The organism is Sporosarcina sp. Y352, from assembly GCF_056786535.1.
This window is the reverse complement of sequence record NZ_JBXCJE010000013.1, coordinates 24,059-45,865: the sequence shown is the minus strand read 5'-3', so window position 1 is coordinate 45,865 and position 21,807 is coordinate 24,059. Positions and strand designations below refer to the sequence as shown.

At 36.4% G+C, this 21,807-nt stretch carries 25 protein-coding genes and 2 pseudogenes; 7 read left to right on the top strand and 20 right to left on the bottom strand.

Translation table 11 applies throughout. From position 1 onward, the window contains the following. Positions 1–4 precede the first annotated feature (4 nt). The 10 genes from AC1TO6_RS17470 to AC1TO6_RS17425 all read right to left on the bottom strand — a co-directional run bounded on the left by AC1TO6_RS17470 (position 5) and on the right by AC1TO6_RS17425 (position 7,568). Positions 5–1,063: an ABC transporter substrate-binding protein gene (locus tag AC1TO6_RS17470; protein WP_482102902.1), complete on the bottom strand. Its 1,059-nt coding sequence runs from the start codon at positions 1,061–1,063 to the stop codon at positions 5–7. A gap of 731 nt (positions 1,064–1,794) precedes the next feature. Beyond that, a complete protein-coding gene (locus AC1TO6_RS17465; RefSeq protein ID WP_482102901.1) occupies positions 1,795–2,235 on the bottom strand; it encodes a disulfide oxidoreductase in 441 nt (146 codons plus the stop codon). Continuing rightward, on the bottom strand, positions 2,235–2,909 hold the full coding sequence (locus AC1TO6_RS17460; RefSeq protein WP_482102900.1) for a DsbA family protein: 675 nt from the start codon (positions 2,907–2,909) through the stop codon (positions 2,235–2,237). The genes AC1TO6_RS17465 and AC1TO6_RS17460 overlap by 1 nt, the downstream gene beginning before the upstream one ends. 25 nt (positions 2,910–2,934) lie before the next feature. Continuing rightward, positions 2,935–3,099 carry a hypothetical protein gene (locus AC1TO6_RS17455; RefSeq protein WP_482102899.1) on the bottom strand — a complete coding sequence of 55 codons (165 nt, stop codon included), beginning with the start codon at positions 3,097–3,099 and terminating at the stop codon, positions 2,935–2,937. A gap of 405 nt (positions 3,100–3,504) precedes the next feature. Continuing rightward, entirely contained in the window at positions 3,505–3,975 is a 471-nt protein-coding gene (locus tag AC1TO6_RS17450; protein WP_482102898.1) for a GNAT family N-acetyltransferase, read from the bottom strand. A 158-nt stretch (positions 3,976–4,133) separates the two neighbouring features. Then, complete coding sequence (locus AC1TO6_RS17445) at positions 4,134–4,583, bottom strand: universal stress protein (protein WP_482102897.1); 450 nt, start codon at positions 4,581–4,583, stop codon at positions 4,134–4,136. 116 nt (positions 4,584–4,699) lie between these two features. Then, positions 4,700–5,623, bottom strand: coding sequence for a DMT family transporter (locus tag AC1TO6_RS17440; RefSeq protein WP_482102896.1), 924 nt, complete (start codon positions 5,621–5,623; stop codon positions 4,700–4,702). A gap of 197 nt (positions 5,624–5,820) precedes the next feature. Further along, positions 5,821–6,144 carry a YnfA family protein gene (locus tag AC1TO6_RS17435; protein WP_482102895.1) on the bottom strand — a complete coding sequence of 108 codons (324 nt, stop codon included), beginning with the start codon at positions 6,142–6,144 and terminating at the stop codon, positions 5,821–5,823. Between the two features lie 75 nt (positions 6,145–6,219). Next, complete coding sequence (locus AC1TO6_RS17430) at positions 6,220–7,323, bottom strand: hypothetical protein (protein ID WP_482102894.1); 1,104 nt, start codon at positions 7,321–7,323, stop codon at positions 6,220–6,222. A 122-nt stretch (positions 7,324–7,445) separates the two neighbouring features. After that, the gene (locus AC1TO6_RS17425) at positions 7,446–7,568 is read right to left on the bottom strand and encodes a hypothetical protein (protein ID WP_482102893.1); all 123 of its coding nucleotides are present in this window, start codon (positions 7,566–7,568) and stop codon (positions 7,446–7,448) included. 201 nt (positions 7,569–7,769) lie between these two features. Between AC1TO6_RS17425 and AC1TO6_RS17420 the strand changes: the two genes are divergently transcribed. Then, the gene (locus AC1TO6_RS17420; RefSeq protein WP_482102892.1) at positions 7,770–8,048 is read left to right on the top strand and encodes a DUF1256 domain-containing protein; all 279 of its coding nucleotides are present in this window, start codon (positions 7,770–7,772) and stop codon (positions 8,046–8,048) included. A gap of 266 nt (positions 8,049–8,314) precedes the next feature. Here the strand turns inward: AC1TO6_RS17420 and tcuA are convergent, their stop codons facing one another. Continuing rightward, a complete protein-coding gene (gene tcuA / locus AC1TO6_RS17415) occupies positions 8,315–9,826 on the bottom strand; it encodes an FAD-dependent tricarballylate dehydrogenase TcuA (protein ID WP_482102891.1) in 1,512 nt (503 codons plus the stop codon). 181 nt (positions 9,827–10,007) lie between these two features. Between tcuA and AC1TO6_RS17410 the strand changes: the two genes are divergently transcribed. Then, complete coding sequence (locus AC1TO6_RS17410; RefSeq protein ID WP_482102890.1) at positions 10,008–10,880, top strand: LysR family transcriptional regulator; 873 nt, start codon at positions 10,008–10,010, stop codon at positions 10,878–10,880. Between the two features lie 183 nt (positions 10,881–11,063). Here the strand turns inward: AC1TO6_RS17410 and AC1TO6_RS17405 are convergent. Continuing rightward, positions 11,064–11,870 (bottom strand): annotated as a pseudogene (locus AC1TO6_RS17405) (LysR family transcriptional regulator). A 187-nt stretch (positions 11,871–12,057) separates the two neighbouring features. On the opposite strand from AC1TO6_RS17405, the gene AC1TO6_RS17400 reads away from it, so the two are divergent. From AC1TO6_RS17400 to yyaC, 3 genes and pseudogenes are all read left to right on the top strand, one after another. Continuing rightward, positions 12,058–12,339, top strand: coding sequence for an AbrB family transcriptional regulator (locus AC1TO6_RS17400; RefSeq protein WP_482102889.1), 282 nt, complete (start codon positions 12,058–12,060; stop codon positions 12,337–12,339). 114 nt (positions 12,340–12,453) lie between these two features. After that, positions 12,454–12,864 carry an AbrB family transcriptional regulator gene (locus AC1TO6_RS17395; protein WP_482102888.1) on the top strand — a complete coding sequence of 137 codons (411 nt, stop codon included), beginning with the start codon at positions 12,454–12,456 and terminating at the stop codon, positions 12,862–12,864. A 215-nt stretch (positions 12,865–13,079) separates the two neighbouring features. Then, positions 13,080–13,490 (top strand): annotated as a pseudogene (yyaC, locus tag AC1TO6_RS17390) (spore protease YyaC). A 72-nt stretch (positions 13,491–13,562) separates the two neighbouring features. Here the strand turns inward: yyaC and AC1TO6_RS17385 are convergent. Further along, positions 13,563–14,870, bottom strand: coding sequence for a CitMHS family transporter (locus AC1TO6_RS17385; RefSeq protein ID WP_482102965.1), 1,308 nt, complete (start codon positions 14,868–14,870; stop codon positions 13,563–13,565). A gap of 500 nt (positions 14,871–15,370) precedes the next feature. Between AC1TO6_RS17385 and AC1TO6_RS17380 the strand changes: the two genes are divergently transcribed. Both AC1TO6_RS17380 and AC1TO6_RS17375 read left to right on the top strand, forming a co-directional pair. Then, positions 15,371–16,498 carry a PrpF domain-containing protein gene (locus AC1TO6_RS17380; protein WP_482102887.1) on the top strand — a complete coding sequence of 376 codons (1,128 nt, stop codon included), beginning with the start codon at positions 15,371–15,373 and terminating at the stop codon, positions 16,496–16,498. Between the two features lie 851 nt (positions 16,499–17,349). Further along, positions 17,350–17,472: a hypothetical protein gene (locus AC1TO6_RS17375; RefSeq protein ID WP_482102886.1), complete on the top strand. Its 123-nt coding sequence runs from the start codon at positions 17,350–17,352 to the stop codon at positions 17,470–17,472. A 368-nt stretch (positions 17,473–17,840) separates the two neighbouring features. On the opposite strand, the gene AC1TO6_RS17370 is transcribed toward AC1TO6_RS17375, so the two are convergent. The 7 genes from AC1TO6_RS17370 to AC1TO6_RS17340 all read right to left on the bottom strand — a co-directional run bounded on the left by AC1TO6_RS17370 (position 17,841) and on the right by AC1TO6_RS17340 (position 21,765). Continuing rightward, complete coding sequence (locus AC1TO6_RS17370; protein WP_482102885.1) at positions 17,841–17,981, bottom strand: hypothetical protein; 141 nt, start codon at positions 17,979–17,981, stop codon at positions 17,841–17,843. Then, positions 17,978–18,148 (bottom strand): hypothetical protein, encoded by a 171-nt coding sequence (locus AC1TO6_RS17365; protein ID WP_482102884.1) that lies wholly within the window; start codon positions 18,146–18,148, stop codon positions 17,978–17,980. The genes AC1TO6_RS17370 and AC1TO6_RS17365 overlap by 4 nt, the downstream gene beginning before the upstream one ends. 43 nt (positions 18,149–18,191) lie before the next feature. Next, a complete protein-coding gene (locus AC1TO6_RS17360; protein ID WP_482102883.1) occupies positions 18,192–18,716 on the bottom strand; it encodes a transposase in 525 nt (174 codons plus the stop codon). A 30-nt stretch (positions 18,717–18,746) separates the two neighbouring features. Further along, a complete protein-coding gene (locus AC1TO6_RS17355) occupies positions 18,747–18,920 on the bottom strand; it encodes an IS3 family transposase (RefSeq protein ID WP_482102882.1) in 174 nt (57 codons plus the stop codon). Between the two features lie 169 nt (positions 18,921–19,089). After that, positions 19,090–19,323 (bottom strand): transposase, encoded by a 234-nt coding sequence (locus AC1TO6_RS17350; protein ID WP_482102881.1) that lies wholly within the window; start codon positions 19,321–19,323, stop codon positions 19,090–19,092. 230 nt (positions 19,324–19,553) lie between these two features. Beyond that, complete coding sequence (locus AC1TO6_RS17345) at positions 19,554–20,681, bottom strand: NtaA/DmoA family FMN-dependent monooxygenase (protein ID WP_482102880.1); 1,128 nt, start codon at positions 20,679–20,681, stop codon at positions 19,554–19,556. 43 nt (positions 20,682–20,724) lie between these two features. After that, positions 20,725–21,765 (bottom strand): LLM class flavin-dependent oxidoreductase, encoded by a 1,041-nt coding sequence (locus AC1TO6_RS17340; protein ID WP_482102879.1) that lies wholly within the window; start codon positions 21,763–21,765, stop codon positions 20,725–20,727. Between the last annotated feature and the right edge of the window lie 42 nt (positions 21,766–21,807).

Genomic DNA, 21,807 nt, shown 5'->3' with positions numbered 1-21,807 from the left:
TATTTCACTTCCCTTGTTCAGCTAAAGCTTCTTCAAGCAATTCCATGTTAACAATGTCGGATGCATCAATCGATGTATCCACTAACTTCTCTTTCACATACCAATCAATTTGTGTTTGGATATCAGTTTCAAGTAGTTTTCCATCCCGATCCATATAAGGGAGACCTTTTTCAATGATAGCTGGTTCTTGGTCTGTATATTCAGCGATGATAGAAATGACTTCATCAAAATTTTCACCCGGTACAATCTCACCGTTTTCTTTTGTTAATACAGCATCATAGTAATATTGTGTCGCTTTTGCATATGCCTTAAGGAACTTTGTAGCGGCATCTTTATTATCAGCAAAAGATTGTGAGAAGAAGATTCCAGAAGTTTGATACTCAATTTCTTCTCCTACTTGGGCAATCACCTTACCATAGCCTTCTTCAACGGCAAGAGAAACATTTGGTTCATTCAATACAACAGCATCCACTTGTTTACTCTCTAGCGTATCCATAAGACCTGGAATACTGTTTAGCGGAACTAGTTCGACATCTTTAGTCGTAAGCCCGTATTCTTCCAATAGTCTTCCAGCCATATAATGATATGTAGAACCGGTTTGTGTAATCCCGATCTTTTTACCTTTTAACTCTTCGACGCTTTTCACAGTCGAATCACTTGGCACTAATATTGCAGATGATGAATAACCTTCCTGCTCTCGCCCTTTATCAGCAACAATAACTAACTTTTCCCCGCTAGCAACCATATTGTACAAGCTTGCTGTAATTCCAGTAGCCCCAACAGCAACATCTCCTCCGGCTGTTGCAACTGCAATCGGTTGTGCCGCCTCAAACCATTTTGCTTTGACATCGATTCCTTCATCCTCAAAGAAACCTTTTTCAAGTGCGATAAATAGAGGCGCTGAGCTTGTCAATTTCAGCATTCCGATTTCAATAGGTGCTTGATCCTTACCTTTTTCAGCATCAGAACCTGTTGTTTTTGTCGACTCGCCATCCCCACATCCTGCTAGTCCAATTGCTAAAATTAGGACAGTAATAAGTGTAAATAAGATTCTTTTCTTCATGTCTTCCTACCTCCAGATTATAATAGTACATTTCACTTACTAATTGACTCGAAATACAACAAAAAAACCTTAAATTATTGATAAATTCAATAAAAGTCCATTCGCCACTTTTCAAGCTCAACTTTCAATACTTTTTAGAATAGCACAAATAAGTACACAATTGTATGTTATATCTGAATTATATCGACTATTTAAAGTTTTCTTAGCAGAAATAGGAGATTTATATATTTCCACATAGTATATGTCTGTTTTTCTGATTTCAGTGCAGTATATACAGGTGACTCACAGCTAATTAGTATCATCGGAATTAGAGCTCTTTTATTATTGTACAAATTTATTATTCGATTAGTTTAAAATAAAATAGGGTTTAATTACTGGGTATTTATACAAGATTTGGCTATCGAAATATCTCTGTTTATCTAACATATAAATTACAGCCTAAAATAGCCTCCAATTCAAAATCTAAGTGTGAACGAAATCCTGTTTGTATTTTTAAAAATAATTGATTGAGTTTTATTTTTCCATACAGCCAAAAAAGCCTTTACCTTATACAGTATTAACAAACGTTTTTTGTTCTGTTTCGAATAATATGCCATCGAAAGTCCAGCTTGTCCCGACCCTATAAAAATAGTTTCCTACCGCATAACTTCCTCCCTTCTTCATGTATTTTCTAACGCAAAGAAGTCAAAGGAACGACAACGTCGCTTCTTTGACTTCACTCATACAGCTATTTACTCAATTGGTTTCTTTGATTTAATGAAAAACATGCAGCAAGCAATAATCACAAAAGCAACTAATGCTAAAAATGGTATTGTAATAAACCCAAACCAATTAATATATTGGGCACTACAAGGCACACCACTCACACACGGCTTGAAGCCTCCAAAGCCTGGTATCTTCTGCTCTAAATAATGCATGAGAGATATGCTTCCCCCAATAAGCGCTAATGGAAGTACGAACTTTTTAACGGAACTGTCATTCTGGAAAGTTCCAATCCCTAGTATTAGCGCAAGGGGGTACATGAAAATCCGCTGATACCAACATAGCTCACACGGAATAAACCCTTTAATCTCACTGAAGTACAAGCTTCCAAACGTTGCAACAAGTGAGACAACCCAAGCACCATATAATAAAAATCCTTGTGGTGTCGATTTCGTACTTTTATTCCCCATCAGTCTTTATCCTTTATCTCTGTTTCTATTGCCGTCTTAATGGCTTCGTAATCAAAGGGATCCTCTATCATTTTCCCATTTATCACAATGGACGGAGTCATGGAGACACCGGCTTCACTTACTAAATCTTCATCGATTTTAACGCTTTCCATAGTCGCTTCCTGTTCAATATCTGTTTTCAACAATGTTTGATCAATCTCAGGGAAACCACTTGCAATTTCAAGAATTCTTTCAGGTGTTATCCATTCTGCATTATGATTTCCAACAGGTTGTGCATCAAACAGCGCTTGATGGAATGCCCAATACGCATCGGGGTTCCGCTCATAAACAGATTCAGCGGCAATCGACCCTAAAGTCGATTCTTTACCGTGGAATAGAACGTTCACGAATGAAAATTTAACTTTACCTGTTTCGATATAATCATCTACTAATTTCGGATAAATCATTTCACCCCATGCTTTACATGAAGGGCATTTAAAATCTCCGAATTCAACAACCGTTACAGGGGCATCTTTCTCCCCAAGTGTGGGCTGCCCAGTGACATCGAATTGCTTTATTTCTGTTGGCAATGATTCTTGTTTATTGCTTAGTACTGCGACTGCGGCCAATATCACTACCACCACAAGCGTTAATACAACTACAAATTTCATATTTGAATTCTTATTCTGTTTCATCAAATACCTCTTCTCTATTATTTATCTACGTACTAGTCGATTCGATTTTCGAATTAAAATCCAATACAATTTCATATACATCTCCGGTTATGTCTTCCCCTTCAGCCGGTGAAGAACTCGTTAAACCAGTATGTGCAGAGACTGTGGTTGAAAATGCGAACATTAAAATTGCCCAAATTATCCTCTTCATTTCTTCGATTCCTCTCGATAACGGCAATACTAGCGTTGAATCAAAACTTATTGTACAGAATAGCGACACAAAAAGACATTCTATTTAGAAAAAAACACGAATTGTTCACAGCTACTTTATATAAAAACATAAAATTGACACACATATTAGTTGTGCTGATAATAACAAAACTCATTAGTGATTACGAGTTTATGGTATGGATTGTCCAGCCTGTGCGGTCACAATTGAAAAAAATTTAAGCAACTAGAGTAACCTCAGTGGAGTGAACATGAACTACAGTATTGTAAAAATGTATTCCTATCCTTCGTTGCAAAGTTGAAATCATTTTTATAAATCTCCTTTTGTTTACGCTAAAAAGCGCTTAAACCAGAACTTGTCAGGCACTCGTTAGCTGAAGATTAAAATTTAAATAAGTTGCTTCTCCATAGAAACAACTTTTATATTTATACCATTTGGTTTATGTACAACTTCCTCATCATAGATACGGTATCCAATCGAACTATATAATTTAATATTTTTAGGCACGGTCATTCGAACTTTACATAGCATCGTAAGTTTTTCACTTTGTTTTGCATAATTATCTAAAGACTTTAATATTCCTTTTGCAATACCTTGCCCCTGTTTTTCTGGAATAACAGACAACCTATAAAAATAAACACCTTTATCTTCCAATCGAAAACGTACCATCCCTGCCGGCTCACCATCAATATAACTAATGAAAGCCTGTTCACCATTTTCTAACGCTGTTGATATAGTTTGGACCGTTTCCTCTAAAGCACTTGATGGAGGTATTTCGTCTTTATATTCCATGAACGCTTTAATCATCAAGTCGTGAATTATTGCTGCATCAGATGCTTCTGCAAGTCTAATTTTCATAGTAACCCTCTCTTCCTCTTTATAAATATATAATTAAGTTAATTTTTACACAAATAATAAAATAAAAGGACTGTCGCAGAAAGTCAGTTTATACTAACTTTCTGTGACAGCCCTTTTTTAAAAAATGCATTTACGCCGGACTCCTTATGTCTTTCCCATTACAAGTGTTCAGGGGTACGGATGACGAGTACATCACATTTTGCGGAACGTACAATGTTTTCAGAAACACTACCAATCATGAAGCGTTCAACTGCATTTAGACCCGTCGCACCACAGATAATTAGATCTGCACCCAGTTTTTCCGGAAGATCTTTTGAAATCATTTTTTTGGGTGAGCCATTTTCGACTATCACATTAACGTTTTGCACGCCTGCTTGAACAGCTTCCGCTTTGTATTTGTTTAGCAATTCCACCGCAGATTTATGTGTACTCTCAGCGATAGAACGGTCATAAGCCTCAACAGAAGCATACGATTGTGTATCGATGATGTTGACCAAATTCAACGTGGCATCGTTTCGGTCGGCAATTGCCACCGCCTTTTTGAAAGCCAATTCCGACTCTTTTGATCCATCTACTGCGACAATTATTTGCTTGTATATCAATGTCATAGAATTCCCCTCTATTCTTTGTTTATATATACTATTATACTACTTCTTTTCCTTCCAAAAAACAAAAATATCTCTCTTTTCCGACAAATTCAAAAGATGTAGCTAACAATATGCCTTTACTCTTCCATTTTAAGTTTTACCTTCGCTTCATTGAATAATGGAGCACCCGCTTTTTTCCCACTATAGTTCACGAAGTAAATACTTAACCCTACTAGCAACAGGCCTGCGATTAGTGGGTACGTTACCGGCTCATCTAGAAACACCGTTCCGATGAAGACTGCAATAATGGGTACCAGAAATGTGAAAGTACCAACTTTGCTCGCCTCTCCCTCATTAATCAGCTTATAATAAATGACATATGACAGGGGTATGCCGAAAGTCGCACCGTATCCGAGGCCAAAAAGGTACTTACCATTCCATTCAATAGCAGACCAGCTTTCAACGATTGATCCGGTACCTATTAGAATAAACCCTCCAATAATACACTGCAAAGCCACCATCCAGAAAGCGTCTACTTCGTTGCTCACTTTCTTCACATAAACCACACCCAGTGCCCAGCTAATTGCCGTAAGCAATCCTAAAGCAACACCTATAATTGAAAGTTGTACGGTTAATCCATTGACACTGACGACTACAATCCCAAGAAACCCAATGACTAAACCGACTATTTTAACCGGTGACATATGTTCTCCCAGCCAAATCCAAGCAAATAATCCAAGTAGAACTGGCTGAAAAAAGACAAGGACTGATAAGAGGCCTCCCGGCATATAGACGAGCCCGACTGTCTGAAACCCATAAAAGAGAATCGTATTGAAGAATGCCGAAATACAATATTTCGACCAATTTTCACGCCAGTTGATCTTGCTTCGCATTTTATAGATGAAGGCTGCTAATATAAAGCCTCCTAACACTGCACGCATACCCGCAAACAATAATGGAGGTGTATAAGGTATTGCTAATTTATAGATTGGCCAACTAGCACCCCAAACGAAGACTAAAAATAGAAGTGCACCTGTCGATTTTGTAAAGAGCTTACCCAATTGTGTATCTTCCCTTCAATAGTTGAACAGTAACAACTCTATATTTCGGATTATGCTTGAACTATGCTCCTAGCAATAGATTCTAGCTTATTCCACTATACACCAAAGAAGAATATTCGACATATTCAATGATTATCGATTTCGAATAGCTCGAACCTTATCTTTGCCGTCGGAAATGAACTACACAACTGTTGGCACTAACCGCGAGGCCATAACATAACAGAAACACCAATTATGCAAATCACAGCCCCAATCCAATCATATGTATCCGGCATCTTTTTATCGATACCCCATCCCCAAAGTATAGATAGCACAATGAATACACCGCCATAAGCCGCATACACCCTGCCAAATGTCGGGAAGTGTTGGAAAGTAGCAATCACACCGTACATAGCCAAGACAAGTCCACCGACAAGTCCCAAATATGCCGGCTTCCCCTCCCTTAACCACTGCCAAATGAGATAGCCTCCACCAATTTCAGCGAGACCCGCAAACAAAAAAAGCAGTATTACTGTAATCAAAATAACATCACCTTTTCGTAATCTAAAAAACCTGACGCTTTTAAGTTGTTCATCTAAGTCTCTTTGATTTATTTTTTAATAGACAAAATTCAAGTCATCTACTGTTTGAAACTTTTTAGTCGTTTGAATTTCAACTTTCCTGCTAACAAAATGACTCATTGGATCTTGTTTCATTAGCTCTTCTTCAGTCATATGCTGGTTTTTAGATAATTCAGGAACATATAGACGATCTACGATTACTTTTTTTATTGGTAATTGGACCTTCTGAATTTCTTGGATAATTATCAGTAATCTTTCTCTGTCCTCTAAACTATCATATCGAAACTTATTTTCGTTCCCATTATTAGATTGTTCAAATGGATATAAAATATAGGAATAAGCATCGCATCTATCATACCTTGTCATTTCATAACATTTTAGAGCATAATTCATATCCCTGTCCGTCTGAAAGCCTTGTTCTTCAATTAGAGTCAGAAGTGGTTCAATCAATGCAAAATCTTTTTCAAATATATAGGAAGCAAAAGTATCAATATTGTTTTTAACTAGTTTATTCCTAACATTGTCAGGATTTTTATAAGTCTCATTTAAGTTCAAGAGTACCCCCCCAACTGAAATGGTTCGCATATCATAAGAAACTTTTATAACCTCTTTTTGAAGCTCTTCTAACACGGGTAAAGCCTTGTAAATTAATTGAAACGCATCTGGATCCCGAAATGATAAATTCTCAGGTAAATCCATATAAAATGCAGGATCTTCTTCAGAATCCCCAAATGAACTATTTCGAAACCCATATGCTTTTAATTCATTCAAAGTTGTTGAATTTTCCCGAGTTTCATTCAAGTCAAATCTATTCTTTTGTTTTTGATAATTATCTTTAGAAATATGACCGGCTACATTAATGTGAATAACAAAATCGAATGGTTCTTTTTCTATTGTACGAACATGGGCTTCGGAAAACTCTAGCCCCCCAAAACTTGAGGGTATACGCCCCTTATTGCTTACAACTTCGATTGGTACATCATACTTTTTCTCCACATATTTAATCAAATCATCATTCGAATACCCAGAGTAATCTTTGGCTTCCTTGGAAACCCAAAAGCCAATTGCTAATATTAAAACAAATAAAAGAAAAAGTATCGCTATCACAATACCTATAATCCACAAGATTACCTTTTTCATATGCTAATACCTCTAATCTAAGTAATTATGTTTCTATAAAACTAAGTATATTGTAGCATCAACCCGACTTCTGTGTGTCACGAAGGTAAACAATTCACAAACCTGAATATGTAAAAGAAAGATCAGACATACGCAATTTCCATTTGTTTTGTGGGTATACGTTCTTTCAAGACACGCTCCACTGCTTTTATTTTATATTCAGGTGATGTATAAGCATTCCGTTTCCTACGTGGTCTGTAAGCCATGGTATCATCCCCTATTCATGAATTATTAAAAATAATATATAGAATTGTATTGTATTTACTAAATAGTTCCGCTCACAGGCATCTAAAATTAATTTCCCCACCATGTATTCGGAACAATTGCAGAACCAGTCCACGTATTAAATCTGGAAATTGTTCTAGAATAGATTCATAGCCAATTCACTGAACCGATTATAATCGGCATTGACGTGTTTGAGGGAGTACCGTCAAATCGGGTCGATTCTATTAAAAGTAGGCGCGCTTATTCCCGGAAATGCGCTGAAAAATCCATTGCTGGAAGTGGGTACCTACCATTTGAAAGGGGTTGTGAATTATTTAGGTCCCCACTTTCCCGCGAATTCTTTGAATAATACGCGAGTGGATACGGTCATGAATCTCTCAAAGAACGATATCGTCAAGAAAAGGACTGTTACAATTAATGTACTGATTCAGACAACAACCATAATCAATATGGTAAGTTAGGTCAATAATGTGATTTGTTTTTTTCGCTGGGATTCCCATTTTTCTTCAGTTCCTACCTATAGTATAATTCCCGTGATTTTTTTCTATCATTTCTCAGTGATGAATCAACTTCGCCTCGGCATAAAAATGTATAATAGCGATTCCCCTAAATGTCTATCCCATCATTATTTATGGTGTATTATATTATTCAATGACAGTCGAATGTAAACATGACTTTATTTCCATAAAAATAACAGAAGAGGTACATTCCTCTTCTGTTACATAGTTTAAGATATAGCGGATGGTTGTTTCTTCAATGAATATTTTGCAGCAGAATGTCCTGCTGTTTTCCCAAATACAGACCCTGACATAAGGCCAGATCCACCTGGATAGTTATGATAGAATAGATCTCCTACCATTTCACCTGCTGCATACAACCCTAAAATCGGTTCTTTTTCGCTGTCCAATACTTCACATTTGTCAGTTACTTGGATTCCTCCAAATGTGAATGTGATTCCACAAGTTATAGGATATGCATAGAATGGTGCCTGATCAAATCTCAATGCCCAATTCGTTTTCGGCGGCTCTATTCCTATAGTCGATTTTCCATCCTTGATACTAGGATTATATTCCCCATCCTGAACTGCATGATTGTATTCTGCAATCGTTTGTAGAAATGCTTCCTTACCTACACCCATCTTTACAGCTAATTCTTCAATTGTATCTGCTACAATGACTGTAGCTTCTTCTAATTCATATTCTTTACGCAGCATAGATCGAACTTGATTATCAAATAGTTGGAAAGCCTTTTGATCAGTTTGTTTAAGCGTTTCCTTACCATATTTCGCATACGTATAATTTCTAAAATCTGCACCTTCATCTACAAATCGATTTCCTTCTTTATTTACAATTAATCCAAGAGGGTAAGAAGATTTTTTATAAATGTCACCCGGTTTTGAAAAATCGCCTACTCGCGGAGCATTATAATCCGTTGTATGGGCATGACAACCATCATACTGACCAACTTGCTGTGCCCCAACTTCTACTGCCATCGTTAGCCCATCACCCGTATTAAATTCCGTTCCACGTACAATCGCATTTTCCCATTCTTGACCTAAATGTTTTATTCTTTTTTCCTTATTCGCCTCAAAACCACCACAGGCTAAAATAATTGATTTTGTTTCAATGAATTCAACACTGCTATCATTGTTTCGAACATAAATTCCTTTTATACTATTATTCTCTTTCTCGATCTTAACTGCGGGCGTTTCATATCTTATTTCAATTCCAGTTTCCTCCGCCTTTTTAAAGAGAGATTCCATCAAGCCAATACCTTTTAGATTTGTTTTAACTGGAAGTCCACCCCAGAACGTTTTTCTACCATCTTTACTAAAGAATTGGTTTTCGTTCAATTCAAATTCAACACCTTGATCTTTCATCCACTGAATTGTTTCATACGATTTAGAAACAAGGTGATTTGCTAGAACTGGATTACTTTTATTTTTAGTCACTTTCATAAGGTCGTTATAAAAATCCTCATTCTTATAAACAGGCATTTCTATATTTTTTATTTCTTCATCAGTTAAGTCAGGAATAATTTTATGAATTCCCTCTAAATCCCCAAATGCAAAGCGAATTGCCCCATCTGTAAAGAAGGAATTTCCACCTCTTTTGTTTTTTGGTCCCTTTTCTAACACTAACACTTCGGCCCCATTCTCTCTAGAGGATATTGCAGCACTTAAAGCAGCATTACCCGATCCAACCACTACTACATCGTAACTCACTTTATTTTCAGACATATTGACCATCCCTTCATGATTAGATTGATTATGTTTACATTCTTAGTGTATTCGTTTATTATCAATAAATAAAATATTGTTTTTTAATCAATTGCAATAGAAAAAATTTATGGTTTACTACATCATCATTTATTATTTGCTTATATTAAAAAAGAATCTGATGAAAAAGGTGGGTTTAAAAATGGATGAAAAAGATTGGATTATCCTTCAAACGATCTATGAAGAACGCAATATTACAAAAGCATCGGAGCGATTATATACTTCCCAGCCTGCGTTGTCCTATCGAATAAGGGAATTGGAAAAGAATTTCAAAGTAAAATTGCTATTGCGAGGTAAAAAGGGCGTCATGTTCACAGCCGAAGGAGAGTACCTTGTTCAGTATGCAAACAGGATGCTGAAGGATTTAAGAAAAACAAAAGAACATATTGAAAATATGGAAAAGAAAATCAGCGGTACATTAAGACTATGTGTATCCAGTGTTTTTGCACGTTATGAGCTTCCAGCAATATTAAGCGATTTCCGAGAAATGTATCCGGATATTGAAATTGTCCTTAGAACCGGATGGAGTTCCAAGATAAACCAAATGATGCAAAAAGAAGAAGCACACGTAGGGATTATAAGAGGAAATTATGAATGGAAAGATAAGAAATATTTGATAGATAATGAGAAGATTTATATAGTATCAAAAGATAAAGTCAATTTAAATGAGCTACCTAAATTGTCTCGAATCAATTACGAAACGGATCCTTCACTTAAAATAGTGTTGGATAATTGGTGGCAGGAAAATTTTGATGCTCCTCCTAATGTAACAATGGAAGTCGATCGAATGGAGACTTGCAGGGAAATGGTTCTTCACGGTCTCGGTTACGCTCTGATGCCAGGAATATGTATCAAAGGTTTTGCTAATTTGCATACATTCGAACTACCATCTAAGGACAATAAGGATTATTCCAGAAAAACTTGGCTTATTTATCATGATAATTCTTTAGAGCTTTCGTTCGTCAACGTTTTTATTGAGTTAATGAAAGAGCGAACAATTGTAACAATTGAATGACTGACCTAACAAAGACACACGACGCCCTAAGGTCGCCGTGTGTTTCTATTTAAACACCTTTGTAGTAAAGTTCTTCGGCATCCTGGTATTTGTTTCATGCATTGAACCTGAGCAGTTCTATATGTCATTCTCCAAGTTCAATTGTTCAATAAAACCAACAAATGCTTTTACGATTTTTAATTTCTATGATTCCTGGTGAAAAAACATCCAGGTTTTTCGTATAATCGGCTTACCGTCTTTAGTTTGAATGACCATTTTTTGTATATCATCTACATCATTCAAAATCAAGCTCGGTAAAATAGCATAGCCTAATCCGTTAACAACCATCTTTTTACATATTTCTGCTCTATTCACTTCGATACTAACCAATGGCGGTTGATTAAAATTTCCATACCACCAATTATCAATTGAAGTTTTCAGTAAAGAACCTTTATGATAATCAATTCTTGGTAAGAAAGGGAGGTTATGAATATCTATTTTTCCTTTTGAAGCAATACATAAGGACTCTTCGAATAATAAACGTTTTTGATCTTTCTAGCTGTAATCTCCCGTGACAATGCCAACATGAACATCTTGATTATAAATCAAATGGGAAATATGACCGCTAAAGTCAGTCGTTACCTTAAATTCAATATTGGGATACTGTTCTTTGAATTGCTTCAATAGATTAGGAAGCTTGTAATCGGTAAAATGGCTGGAAACTCCTAATCGTAGTACACCCGATACGTCATGCTCCATATTCGAGACATTTTCTTTGATTTTTTGAATAGCTAATAACATTTCATGCGCACACTTTGCTAGGTACTCTCCTTGTGGAGTAAATTGAATTCCACGCCTTCCTCTATTTACAATTTTAACGCCAAACTCCTTTTCTAACTGTTGCAGACGATTTGTTAGTGCTGGCTGAGAAATATATAGATGCTGTGCTGATTTTGCAATGTTTTTTTCTATATATAGGGTTTGTAACACCATCCAATCCCGTTCGTCCAAACGATAAACCTACCCTTCCAGATATCAATTCAATTTATGTATAAACATGAAGAATCAATATTTTATTTATTCCTTAAAGTTAGTTAATATATAGAATACAAATCAGGTGCTGATATAAGCACCTTCACGGAAAATGAACGGCTCCGTTTTATCCATTTTTCAAGACAACTGGTAAACAATTAGCACAATGCTTCTTCTGTCAATCTTTTTTTCTTTATTTTCGGGTCTCGTTTTGTGGATGTTTAGCAAATTGGATATGCTAACTAGTTTTTTTGCAACAGCACCGGGTGGATTGTCCTCTATGCCTAGTATTGCAGAAGAAGTTGGTGCCAACACTGGTATTGTCAGCATGGTTCAGACAGTGCGTATATTTTTAGTCATCCTGACGGTTCCAGTTATACTTTCTTTTGGAATAAGTAATCCTATTGATACGGTAAATGATCATACCGTTTCTACAGTTGCTGCATGATTTGAAGCGAAACAAATTATTTGGACAGCTCTGTTAGTGATTACAGCATGGTTAGACTATTATTCAGGAAAATTTTTAAAATTTCCTGCTCCTTGGTTATCGGAAGTATGGTAAGTGTTGCGATTATGCGATTTTTCAGTTCTATCGTTATGGATACAATCTTGTATTCTGGTGGCCTTCCGAATTTATCGTTATATCATCATCGGTGCAAGTATCGGCTCCCGAATTCATAAAAGTATGTTTCAAGGGCTTAAGAAAACATTGTTCATATCATTTATAAGCACAGCTTTCCTCATCTTTTCTATGTTCCTATGCACGTACTTTGTTTCAACACTAACTGAATTACCTTTGATCGCCACCGCACTAGCATTTGCTCTTGGCGGTATCGCGGAAATGACAACAACGTCAATTGTCCTTGGCGGTGACTCTACATTTGTCGTAGCAGTTCAAGTATTACGAATAATCGCCGTTTGCATGATTCTACCTCCTTTTTTTAGGTTGGTGCTGCATGTTGTCAGGAATTAACAATGAGGGGAATCGGAATGAACTACTTCTATGAAGTTAAACAATAAAGATTTCGTAAACCCAGTTCATTTTATTTGAACTCTGATTAAATAAACGCTGAAGAAGAAATTGACCTATTAGCACTTAGACTAAAAGAAATTATTCTAAATTCAAAATGCGAGAATAAGGATATCATCTTTATATATATTGGGTCTGATCGATAAGTTGGAGATTCGTTGGGCCCTTTAGTAGGAAGTATGTTGGAGGAAAGTCAAGTTCCCTACCGCATTTTCGGAACATTAGATGAACCGCTTCATGCCTTTAATTTGAAAGGGATTTTGAAGGCTATCCATAAATAATTTAGAAAACCTCTTGTTTTCTTTATTGATTCTTGTCTTGGTACAAAAGATCAAGTGGGTTATATCGTTTTTGAAGAGGGACTTCTTACTCCAGGTAAAGCCCTTGAGAAGATGTTGCCGGAAGTAGGAGATTACCATTTCAAGGGAATGGTCAATTATATCGATCCATTTCCAAAATCCGAATTTTTAAATGATACCCGGGTATCAACTGTCATGAAACTCGCCAAGTTGATTGCAATGGTTATCACTAGAATAGAAGTTGTAGAGTGTTCACCCGTGGATGATTAATAAACTGAAATAAAAGATTGGGGCTTATCAAATTCTTAATTAGATTTGATAAGCCCCTTCTCTATTCACGATTTAAATCACATTCGTTATAAATGCAACAGCAGTAATGACTAGCGAACAAAATATAGCCCATTTTATTGCATAACCCTGAAGTTCACCTATGTCTTTTTTAACCATACCGACAAGTAATAGAGTAGATGCAACAAGCGGACTCAAGAAATGCACAGGCTGTCCTAATACTGAAGCCCTTGCGATTTCCATTGGACCCACTCCGTATGCGGCTCCTGCTTCAGCCAGGATAGGCAATACGCCAAAGTAATAAGCATCATTAGACAAAACGAATGTAAATGGCATGCTCGTCAATGCAACGACTAGCGGGTAGAAAGAGCCTAAGGAATCTGGAATGATGGAAACCAACGAACCTGCAATTGCGTCCACCATTTGTGTTCCTGAAAAAATACCTGCGAAGATTCCAGCAGCAAACACTAATGTAACAACTATTAAGGCATTTCCAGCGTGTGATACAATACGCTCTTTTTGCAGTTCCAAATTCGGATAGTTTATCATCGAGGCAATCACAAAACCGATTAAAAATAAAACTGGAACAGGCATGATGCCCATAACTAAAACCACCATTACCGTGACTGTTAAGATTAGGTTTACCCATCTTAATTTAGGACGCTTTAAATCGTTTTCCAATGCAAGCGTAGCAGCTATACCACTTAACGCTAACTCACCTTGTGGTATTTCCCTGAGATCAATAATACCAAGTCTTACACGCTCTTTTCGTCCAAGAACAAAGGCTATAAAAAGAATACTTACCATGCCTGCGAACATTGTTGGCAGAAGCGGAAGAAAGAATTCATTTGCATCAAGACCTAGAGAGGCAATTGCTCTAGTAGCAGGACCTCCCCAAGGAGTCATTCCACTCATAATACTGACAGATAGCAACGATATTGTAGCAAGTATCAGTGGATTCATGCCTATTCTAAGATAAAGCGCCAACATCGCGGAAATTGTGATCATATGTGTTGTCGTTCCATCGCCATCTAAGGCTACAGTCATTGCAATCACTGCAGTCCCAATTGCAATTTTGACCGGATCTCCTTTAACGATTTGCATCATTTTGTTGATCAGTGGATCGAAAAGTCCAGCATCGATTAGAATTCCGAAAAACAGAATTGCGAAAAGTAGTAAAGCAGCTGATGGTGCAACAACCTTTAATCCATCCATCATCATATCCCCAAGTTCTAATCCAAATCCGCCGATTACTGCAAAAACAATCGGTACTATAACTAGAGCTGCAACTGGGGATAACCTTTTAGACATGATTAAATAAGTGAAAACTACAACCATTGATATTCCCAAAAATGTAAGAATAATAATTCCTCCTGTTTTGAAACCGCTTTCAAATAGATGTGAAAGAAAGACAATCAAACCGTTTTTCATCCATTTAAATTTGCTTGAGCGGTTTTAATATTTATTATCCTCAGAATATTACAAACTATGAAATAAGTAAAATATACATTTTTTTTGCTTGCAGATAAAAAATACTTATAAGCATCGTAGATAAAATAAAAAGAACAAGATAAAACCATATTTCCCTCGTTCTTTTCGTTATATCTATTCGAATGCTCGGGTTTTCATTTAAAAAGTTTATAATTTTTTCGCTCTGCAGCACGACTAATATTTTTTTCTTCATAAACAATCCGCATAGCATTCCAATCTTTTTCATCCATTATATTTACTCCCCTTAACTTGACTATAAGTTTTTTTTTGGTTTCAAGCCATGAATTATCTATTTTACTTATCAACATGATTAACTTACTATAAATTTAGAAGCACCGATACACTATTATCTAGAAAAGGTGGTTATCACAATGAAGGTCCCTGTTGTAGTTATGCGCGGCGGAACAAGTAAAGGCGTGTTTCTCAATTTTGAGGATATGCCGACAGATCGTTTGTCATGGAATGACTTTTTATTGGATATTATGGGCAGTCCGGATCGAAGACAAATTGATGGTATCGGTGGAGCAAATTCATTAACGAGCAAAGCAGCGATTATAAAAAAATCAGATTTGGATGATATAGATGTAGAATACACATTTGCACAAATAAGCATTGAAAATCAGTTAGTAGACTTTAAAGGAAATTGTGGAAATATCTCATCTGCAGTAGGGCCTTACGCCATCGAGCAAGGATTAGTGGCGGCGGTAGAACCTATAACAAAAGTAAGAATATTTAATACCAATACTCGAAAAGTGATTATCGCCGAGGTGGAGGTTGAAAATGGGGGGGTTAAAACAGATGGTATGTGTTCAATTCCAGGAGTTCCGGGAACTGGCTCTCCCATTTACCTATCCTTTACTAAATCCGAAGGTGCAGTAACCGGAAAACTATTTCCTACTGGAAATCCGACCGATAGGATTCAAACACCAAATGGTCCTTTAGATGTCTCTATTATCGACGTCGCGAACCCACTTGTCTTTGTAAAAGCACAGGACATCGGTCTTACTGGTTCAGAATTACCTCATGAATTTACTCCGGAAAAATTAGCAGAACTTGAAAAAATCAGATCTATTGCTGCTGAAATGTGTCAGTTCGCCACTAGAGAAGAGGCTACTCTACAATCTCCTGCCGTGCCGAAAATGACAATTATCGCTCCACCAATGAACTATACAGATGTAACTGGTGTGGAAAGAAAAGCTGTGGATATGGACTGTACAATACGGATGATGTCCATGCAAAAACCACATCAAGCGCTTGCGATTACAGGAGCCATTTGTACAACTGCAGGTGCATTTTTAAAGGATACAATCCTATCAGATGTTATAACGGTTCAGCAAGAAGTACTCCGATTGGCCCACCCTGCCGGGATAATGGAAACAAAAGTGGATTTAATTGCAGGACATATCAATGCCATCAAGGTTGTTCGAACAGCAAGAGTTATCTTAGAAGGTTATGTATATACGAATAAAAGTTATGAATTTACCTCTATGCTTGCTTGATAGTGTGAATAATGAACCTTTTTTAAAACAATAATTCCTTCACTATTTTTTCTATTTTCACAAACCTCTTATTCCAGATTTCTTCAAATTAGGGGTTCATTTTTTTAAATGACCAATCGATATGGCGGATTACTATTAAAAAACTTTAACGGCGGGATTAGTTGGCATTCTTTCCTAAGAATGCCAGAATACGATTCCAACGTACCCAGGGGAATCTTACTTTTCCAGATAATCCCAGTATATTTTTCTGTCTTATTAACGAGGATCCTCATAAGGTTTGGCCTTAACTTTTGTCACTTTTCCATAAATATCATTTGATAACACAGGATAAAATGTGTAGAATTCCTCGGAATCATTTGTTTCCAAATTCGTATCAATCAATTTTTTAAGTAAAGCTAATAATTCGTCTTTGTCATTATACAATCCAGCAAGGTTTGCACAATAAGTGCAACATTTGTATTTGAAGGGGGTGATTGACTAAGTACTATAACGATGACAGAGGTTTACAAACATGATGGAATCCTTGAAGCTTGTGCGATTATGAGGCATTTATGGACACATCAGGATGAAAATGCATTGGTGAATGAAGTACAAGAAAAAATTGTTTTCAATTGCTTGCTTTATGAAGAGTAGAAAAAAGTTACCCTTTTCCTAACTGGAAAACCAATCTATCTGATTAAAATAAAAGGTCTATTAATTCCAATTTTAGCCTTTTTATTGATGTTGTAAATCCTCTCTTTTGTAAGAGTCGGGTATGTCCGTGAGATAAGAACTTAACTTATTGTAAATTATTAAAAGAAAAATTTTGAGCTTGCTTATCGTCTTGCTTAAATAATTGGGAGGCAGTATATATGTGGATTATTACTCTATACACAGAAGTTAGAATTAAAATGTTTGAATTTGATACGGAAAAAGAAGCAAAAGAAGTTTATAAAAATTTGAAAGGTAACAAATATCTTTCTTATATTGTTTAAAAACATTCTTTGCTTACCGTAGATGGCGATGAGCTTGAGCTGCTTGTTTATAGTTGAATTTCACTGAGCTCAAAATAATTTAAATTAGCTTTATCTTGGCACTCTTCCGTAGATTCACAGTTTAGGGTAAACGCTCACAGAGTGGACTATCTATTGTGAAAGAAAATTAGCAATTTATTATCCACTCAGAAAATAGATTCTACTAAAATGATTCATGTATATAAAAACCTCCTAAATAAATTGGTTTATCGAGTATGTCTCTAAGTACATCACTATCCCAAGTGATGTACTTTTTTCTTTTAATGAACGTGATTTTGCGTAGATGATTATGGATTTTGAAGCGCAGGACTAGCTAAAATGAAGTGACTTCAGCATTTTTGATTTTTTTTTGCGTGAGGATTCGTAATTATTCCTGTTACTTCATATGGGATATTATCTTTTTCATATTTCAATTCAAATTGTACATGATTGGTTTCCAACATCAATAATACTTCGTCTGTTTCGCTCACTTCAATTTCACCTTTGTGCCCTTTACTTTGGCAGGATCTGCGATGTCATCTGTCGGTACAGAATCAACAACGTAAGCAGTTTCGTTAGGTATAATAATCGAGGGGATAGGAAGTCCAACACCATCAATAACATCGTCTTTTTCATTAAAAGAGGTACCTTTGGTCAAGCCCCGTAAAAATGGACATGAAACAAATGGCTAAATCGTGCCACTAAGCACTCTTACGATACTTAGCTAAAAAAGATGACGGTGATAAATAACCAAGTCTTTTCTGGCTACGTTTTTTCGCGTAAAATGATGCGTATTTTGGTAAATCTGCCATCAGCTGCTCGACATAAATCATATGTAAGAGAAATGGATATTCGACTTCTAAGTAAGAGAAAAAGCATTCAATCATAGCGTTATCATGACAGTTTGCTTTACGTGACATACTCGGAATGAACCCCAATTGCCCGGATAGCTCACGATAGCGGTATGAACGATAAACATTGCCTTGATTCGTATGGATGATCACTTGACTTAAGTCTGTTAGTTGACGTGCCACCATTGCCTGGCGAATCGTAGCTTCCATCATTGCTGTATTAGAATCGAACCCAACTTGAAAGCCAATTGGCTCCCAATTAAAAAGATCCATTAAAGCGGACACATAGAATTTTTTATCTTCAAATGTGATTTCTATCACATCCATTACCCATTTGTGATTCGGGAAAAATGCATTAAAATCACGATTTAACAAGTTCGGATAAATATAGCCAGCGGCGATATGTTACTTCTCTATTGATGATTTTTTCCGCCTCACTCTTGCTGATAGGTTCATCTCACGCATTAAGCGCACGACACGTTTATGGTTAATCACATAGCCATTTTTCTCCTTTAGCGTGCCTGCGATTCGCTTCGCACCATATGTTCCACCTACTTCATCATAAAGACATTGAATCATTTCTCTATCTTGCCAACGGTCGTACTGTATATTCCTTTCTCAAACTTGTAATGGCTTCATAGTAAACAGATGTTCCTTCTGTTTGAGAAAGGTTTGGAACTTTTTTAGGATTTCCACCTGAATCCGTTGTTCTTCGAAAGCAATTTCGATGGCTTATAAATGCTTCAATTCATCTGCATCCACCAAAGTCATGGATCTTTTTTTCTGTATCTTTGTCAAGAAAAAAAGTGGGTCCAAAATCTTTATATTGCTTAACCCACTGTTGGATACTTGTTTGACTGACATCCATTTCTTCTGCCATTTGTTTTGTGGGTATACGTTCTTTCAAGACACGCTCCACTGCTTTTATTTTATATTCAGGTGATGTATAAACATTCCGTTTCCTACGTGGTCTGTAACCCATGGTATCATCCCCTATTCATGAATTATTAAAATTAACAGGTGTCACTTTAGGAGTTATTTTGCACTTATTTTAAGTGCTATTTTGCACTATAAGTAAATATAAAAAAGCCCAATTTCTCAACATTAAATTGAGAAATCGGGCTTTTATCGTTAATATGAAAAAGCGTCCGATGGCTGAATATTTTAAATGTGAAACAGTTGCAAAAATGACTTTTTGAACTTCTATTTTCATTACTTCATCTTTACATATCGATGTTCTGGGAGAGGCAATTCTAAATTTCCTCGTAACGTATTTGATTCATATTCTGTACGGAAAATGCCTCTATCCTGTAAAATTGGAACTACTAAATCAACGAAATCTTCTAAAGCTGTTGGATGCTCTTGTTGAACCAACAACATATCCATGGCACCTGCTTCATACCATTCCTGAACTTGATCGGCTACTTTCTCGGCCGAACCGAAAAATAAAGGTTTTTGAATTCTATACTGAGGGATTAAACTTTCCATTTCTCGGAATTTTTCTTCGGCTTCTTTTTCAGTTCTACCAACAAGCACTTGCTGTGGAACCGCAACAATAAAGTCCTCAGGAGATCGTCCTTCTAATGCTACTCGTTTTTTAACTTCTGTCGCAATTCCTTTTGAATAATCAAGTGATTGACCAAGGATAAAGGCCCCATCCGTATACTTCGCAGCATTATCCATAAAATTAGAAGACGAACCTGCCGTGAAGAGTACCGGTCTGCCTTGGATCGAACGACTAAGATTCAATGGACCATCTACCGAGAAATACTTCCCTCTATAGTTTAAAGGATGCATTTTTTGTGGATTAAAATAGATTCCATTTGCTTTATCACGTATAAAAGCATCATCTTCATATGAATCCCATAAACCTAAGACAATCTCCATAAATTCTTTTTGCATCGGGTACTGATCTGCTTTTGTTAGATGCCCCCTACTATAATTAACCATTCCTCCCGGATTTGACGTAATCACATTTAGGGATGCCCGACCTTTGCTGATTTTGTCGAGGGATAATATCTGTCTTGCAGCAGTAAATGGATCTCCATACGACGAAGCAATTGTTGCTGAAAGGCCGATATTCTTAGTAACCATACTGAGCGCTGACATGATGCTGACCCCTTCAAACATGCTCAAGTAATGCGGTATATTCCCTGGTCCAACATGGCTGACATCGATTAAAAACAAATAATCGAATTTTGCCTTTTCTGCAATTTTTGCTTGTTTTACATAGTAATCGATATTTTCACTCGCATCAGCAGGCATGTCTGGGTGTCGCCACCCCATATAGTTATACCCAACACCTTCAATAATAGCACCCATTTTTAATTTTTTTCTCATTGATTAACCTTCTTTCTATACTTTCTCAAATTATTACGATTATCTATTTTGTTTTTATATTTAAAAATTCCTCTGCAAGCAAATTATAGGCTTTTAAACGACCTTCTTGTTCCCCATAAAAATCAACAATCATAATTTCATCAACTAATGTCTCTTTTGCCAGTTCTCTTAATTTTTGTGCGACTGTCTTTATGCTACCAATGATAAATCGTTTTTTATTGTTGTTATATGCAGCTATTTCTGTATTGGTATATTTATGATTTGCTGCTTCTTCAGGCGATACAACAGTACGGTTGCTAGAACCTGTAACCATTCTTGCCCATAGTAACTCCATTGGGCCTGCTAAATATTTTGCTTCCTCTTCTGTTTCTGCTGTAATAACGGGAATCGATAAAATGCTTTTTGGTTCTTTCAAGTATTTAGACGGCTCGAATTTTTCACGATATGAACGAAGAACTGGAATGGCTAATTCTGGCGATAAATGCGCCGCAAAAACATAACCAAGTCCTTTTTTTATTGCAAACTCTACTGCTCCAAAACTAGAGCCTAACATAAAGATATCTGGCGTTAAAGACGAATCCCCTGCTAATTTAATCGACGAGTAAGGATGTCCTTTAGGGAAATCTCGAGAAAAAAATGCAAGAAGTTCATCTAATTGATCTGGAAAATTATCCTTCATCATAATTTCCCTAGTGCGATGTAATGCCAATGTAGTCATTCCATCTGTACCAGACGATCTCCCTAGTCCGAGATCCACTCGTCCTGGATGTAAAGCCTCTAATAATGTGAAGTTTTCCGCAACTTTAAGAGAACTGTAATTTGGTAGTAAAATTCCTCCTGAACCAACGCGTATATTTCGAGTATTTCCAGCAGCATGTAAAGCTAATAAATCCGGTGATGTACTAACTATGTGTTCCGAATTATGATGTTCTGTAAACCAATATCTTGTATAGCCGAGTTTATCAGCTAGTTTAACCACTTCTGTAGAATTTTCAAGGACCTCAGTAGGCGTACTACCATGATAAACATATGCGAAGTCTAAAATAGACAATTTTAAATTATCTTGTACTGATACATTTGCCATAAAATAAATCTCCTTAATTTAACTGTTTTATAAAACAATGTA

What these genes read in the sequence shown, in the direction of transcription:
- AC1TO6_RS17470 (WP_482102902.1), bottom strand. Translation starts at nt 1,063, where the DNA reads ATGAAGAAAAGAATCTTATTTACACTTATTACTGTCCTAATTTTAGCA.
- AC1TO6_RS17465 (WP_482102901.1), bottom strand. Translation starts at nt 2,235, where the DNA reads ATGGGGAATAAAAGTACGAAATCGACACCACAAGGATTTTTATTATAT.
- AC1TO6_RS17460 (WP_482102900.1), bottom strand. Translation starts at nt 2,909, where the DNA reads ATGAAACAGAATAAGAATTCAAATATGAAATTTGTAGTTGTATTAACG.
- AC1TO6_RS17455 (WP_482102899.1), bottom strand. Translation starts at nt 3,099, where the DNA reads ATGAAGAGGATAATTTGGGCAATTTTAATGTTCGCATTTTCAACCACA.
- AC1TO6_RS17450 (WP_482102898.1), bottom strand. Translation starts at nt 3,975, where the DNA reads ATGAAAATTAGACTTGCAGAAGCATCTGATGCAGCAATAATTCACGAC.
- AC1TO6_RS17445 (WP_482102897.1), bottom strand. Translation starts at nt 4,583, where the DNA reads ATGACATTGATATACAAGCAAATAATTGTCGCAGTAGATGGATCAAAA.
- AC1TO6_RS17430 (WP_482102894.1), bottom strand. Translation starts at nt 7,323, where the DNA reads ATGAAAAAGGTAATCTTGTGGATTATAGGTATTGTGATAGCGATACTT.
- AC1TO6_RS17425 (WP_482102893.1), bottom strand. Translation starts at nt 7,568, where the DNA reads ATGGCTTACAGACCACGTAGGAAACGGAATGCTTATACATCACCTGAA.
- tcuA (WP_482102891.1), bottom strand. Translation starts at nt 9,826, where the DNA reads ATGTCTGAAAATAAAGTGAGTTACGATGTAGTAGTGGTTGGATCGGGT.
- AC1TO6_RS17410 (WP_482102890.1), top strand. Translation starts at nt 10,008, where the DNA reads ATGGATGAAAAAGATTGGATTATCCTTCAAACGATCTATGAAGAACGC.
- AC1TO6_RS17400 (WP_482102889.1), top strand. Translation starts at nt 12,058, where the DNA reads ATGCTTCTTCTGTCAATCTTTTTTTCTTTATTTTCGGGTCTCGTTTTG.
- AC1TO6_RS17380 (WP_482102887.1), top strand. Translation starts at nt 15,371, where the DNA reads ATGAAGGTCCCTGTTGTAGTTATGCGCGGCGGAACAAGTAAAGGCGTG.
- AC1TO6_RS17375 (WP_482102886.1), top strand. Translation starts at nt 17,350, where the DNA reads ATGTGGATTATTACTCTATACACAGAAGTTAGAATTAAAATGTTTGAA.
- AC1TO6_RS17355 (WP_482102882.1), bottom strand. Translation starts at nt 18,920, where the DNA reads ATGATTCAATGTCTTTATGATGAAGTAGGTGGAACATATGGTGCGAAG.
- AC1TO6_RS17350 (WP_482102881.1), bottom strand. Translation starts at nt 19,323, where the DNA reads ATGGGTTACAGACCACGTAGGAAACGGAATGTTTATACATCACCTGAA.
- AC1TO6_RS17345 (WP_482102880.1), bottom strand. Translation starts at nt 20,681, where the DNA reads ATGAGAAAAAAATTAAAAATGGGTGCTATTATTGAAGGTGTTGGGTAT.
- AC1TO6_RS17340 (WP_482102879.1), bottom strand. Translation starts at nt 21,765, where the DNA reads ATGGCAAATGTATCAGTACAAGATAATTTAAAATTGTCTATTTTAGAC.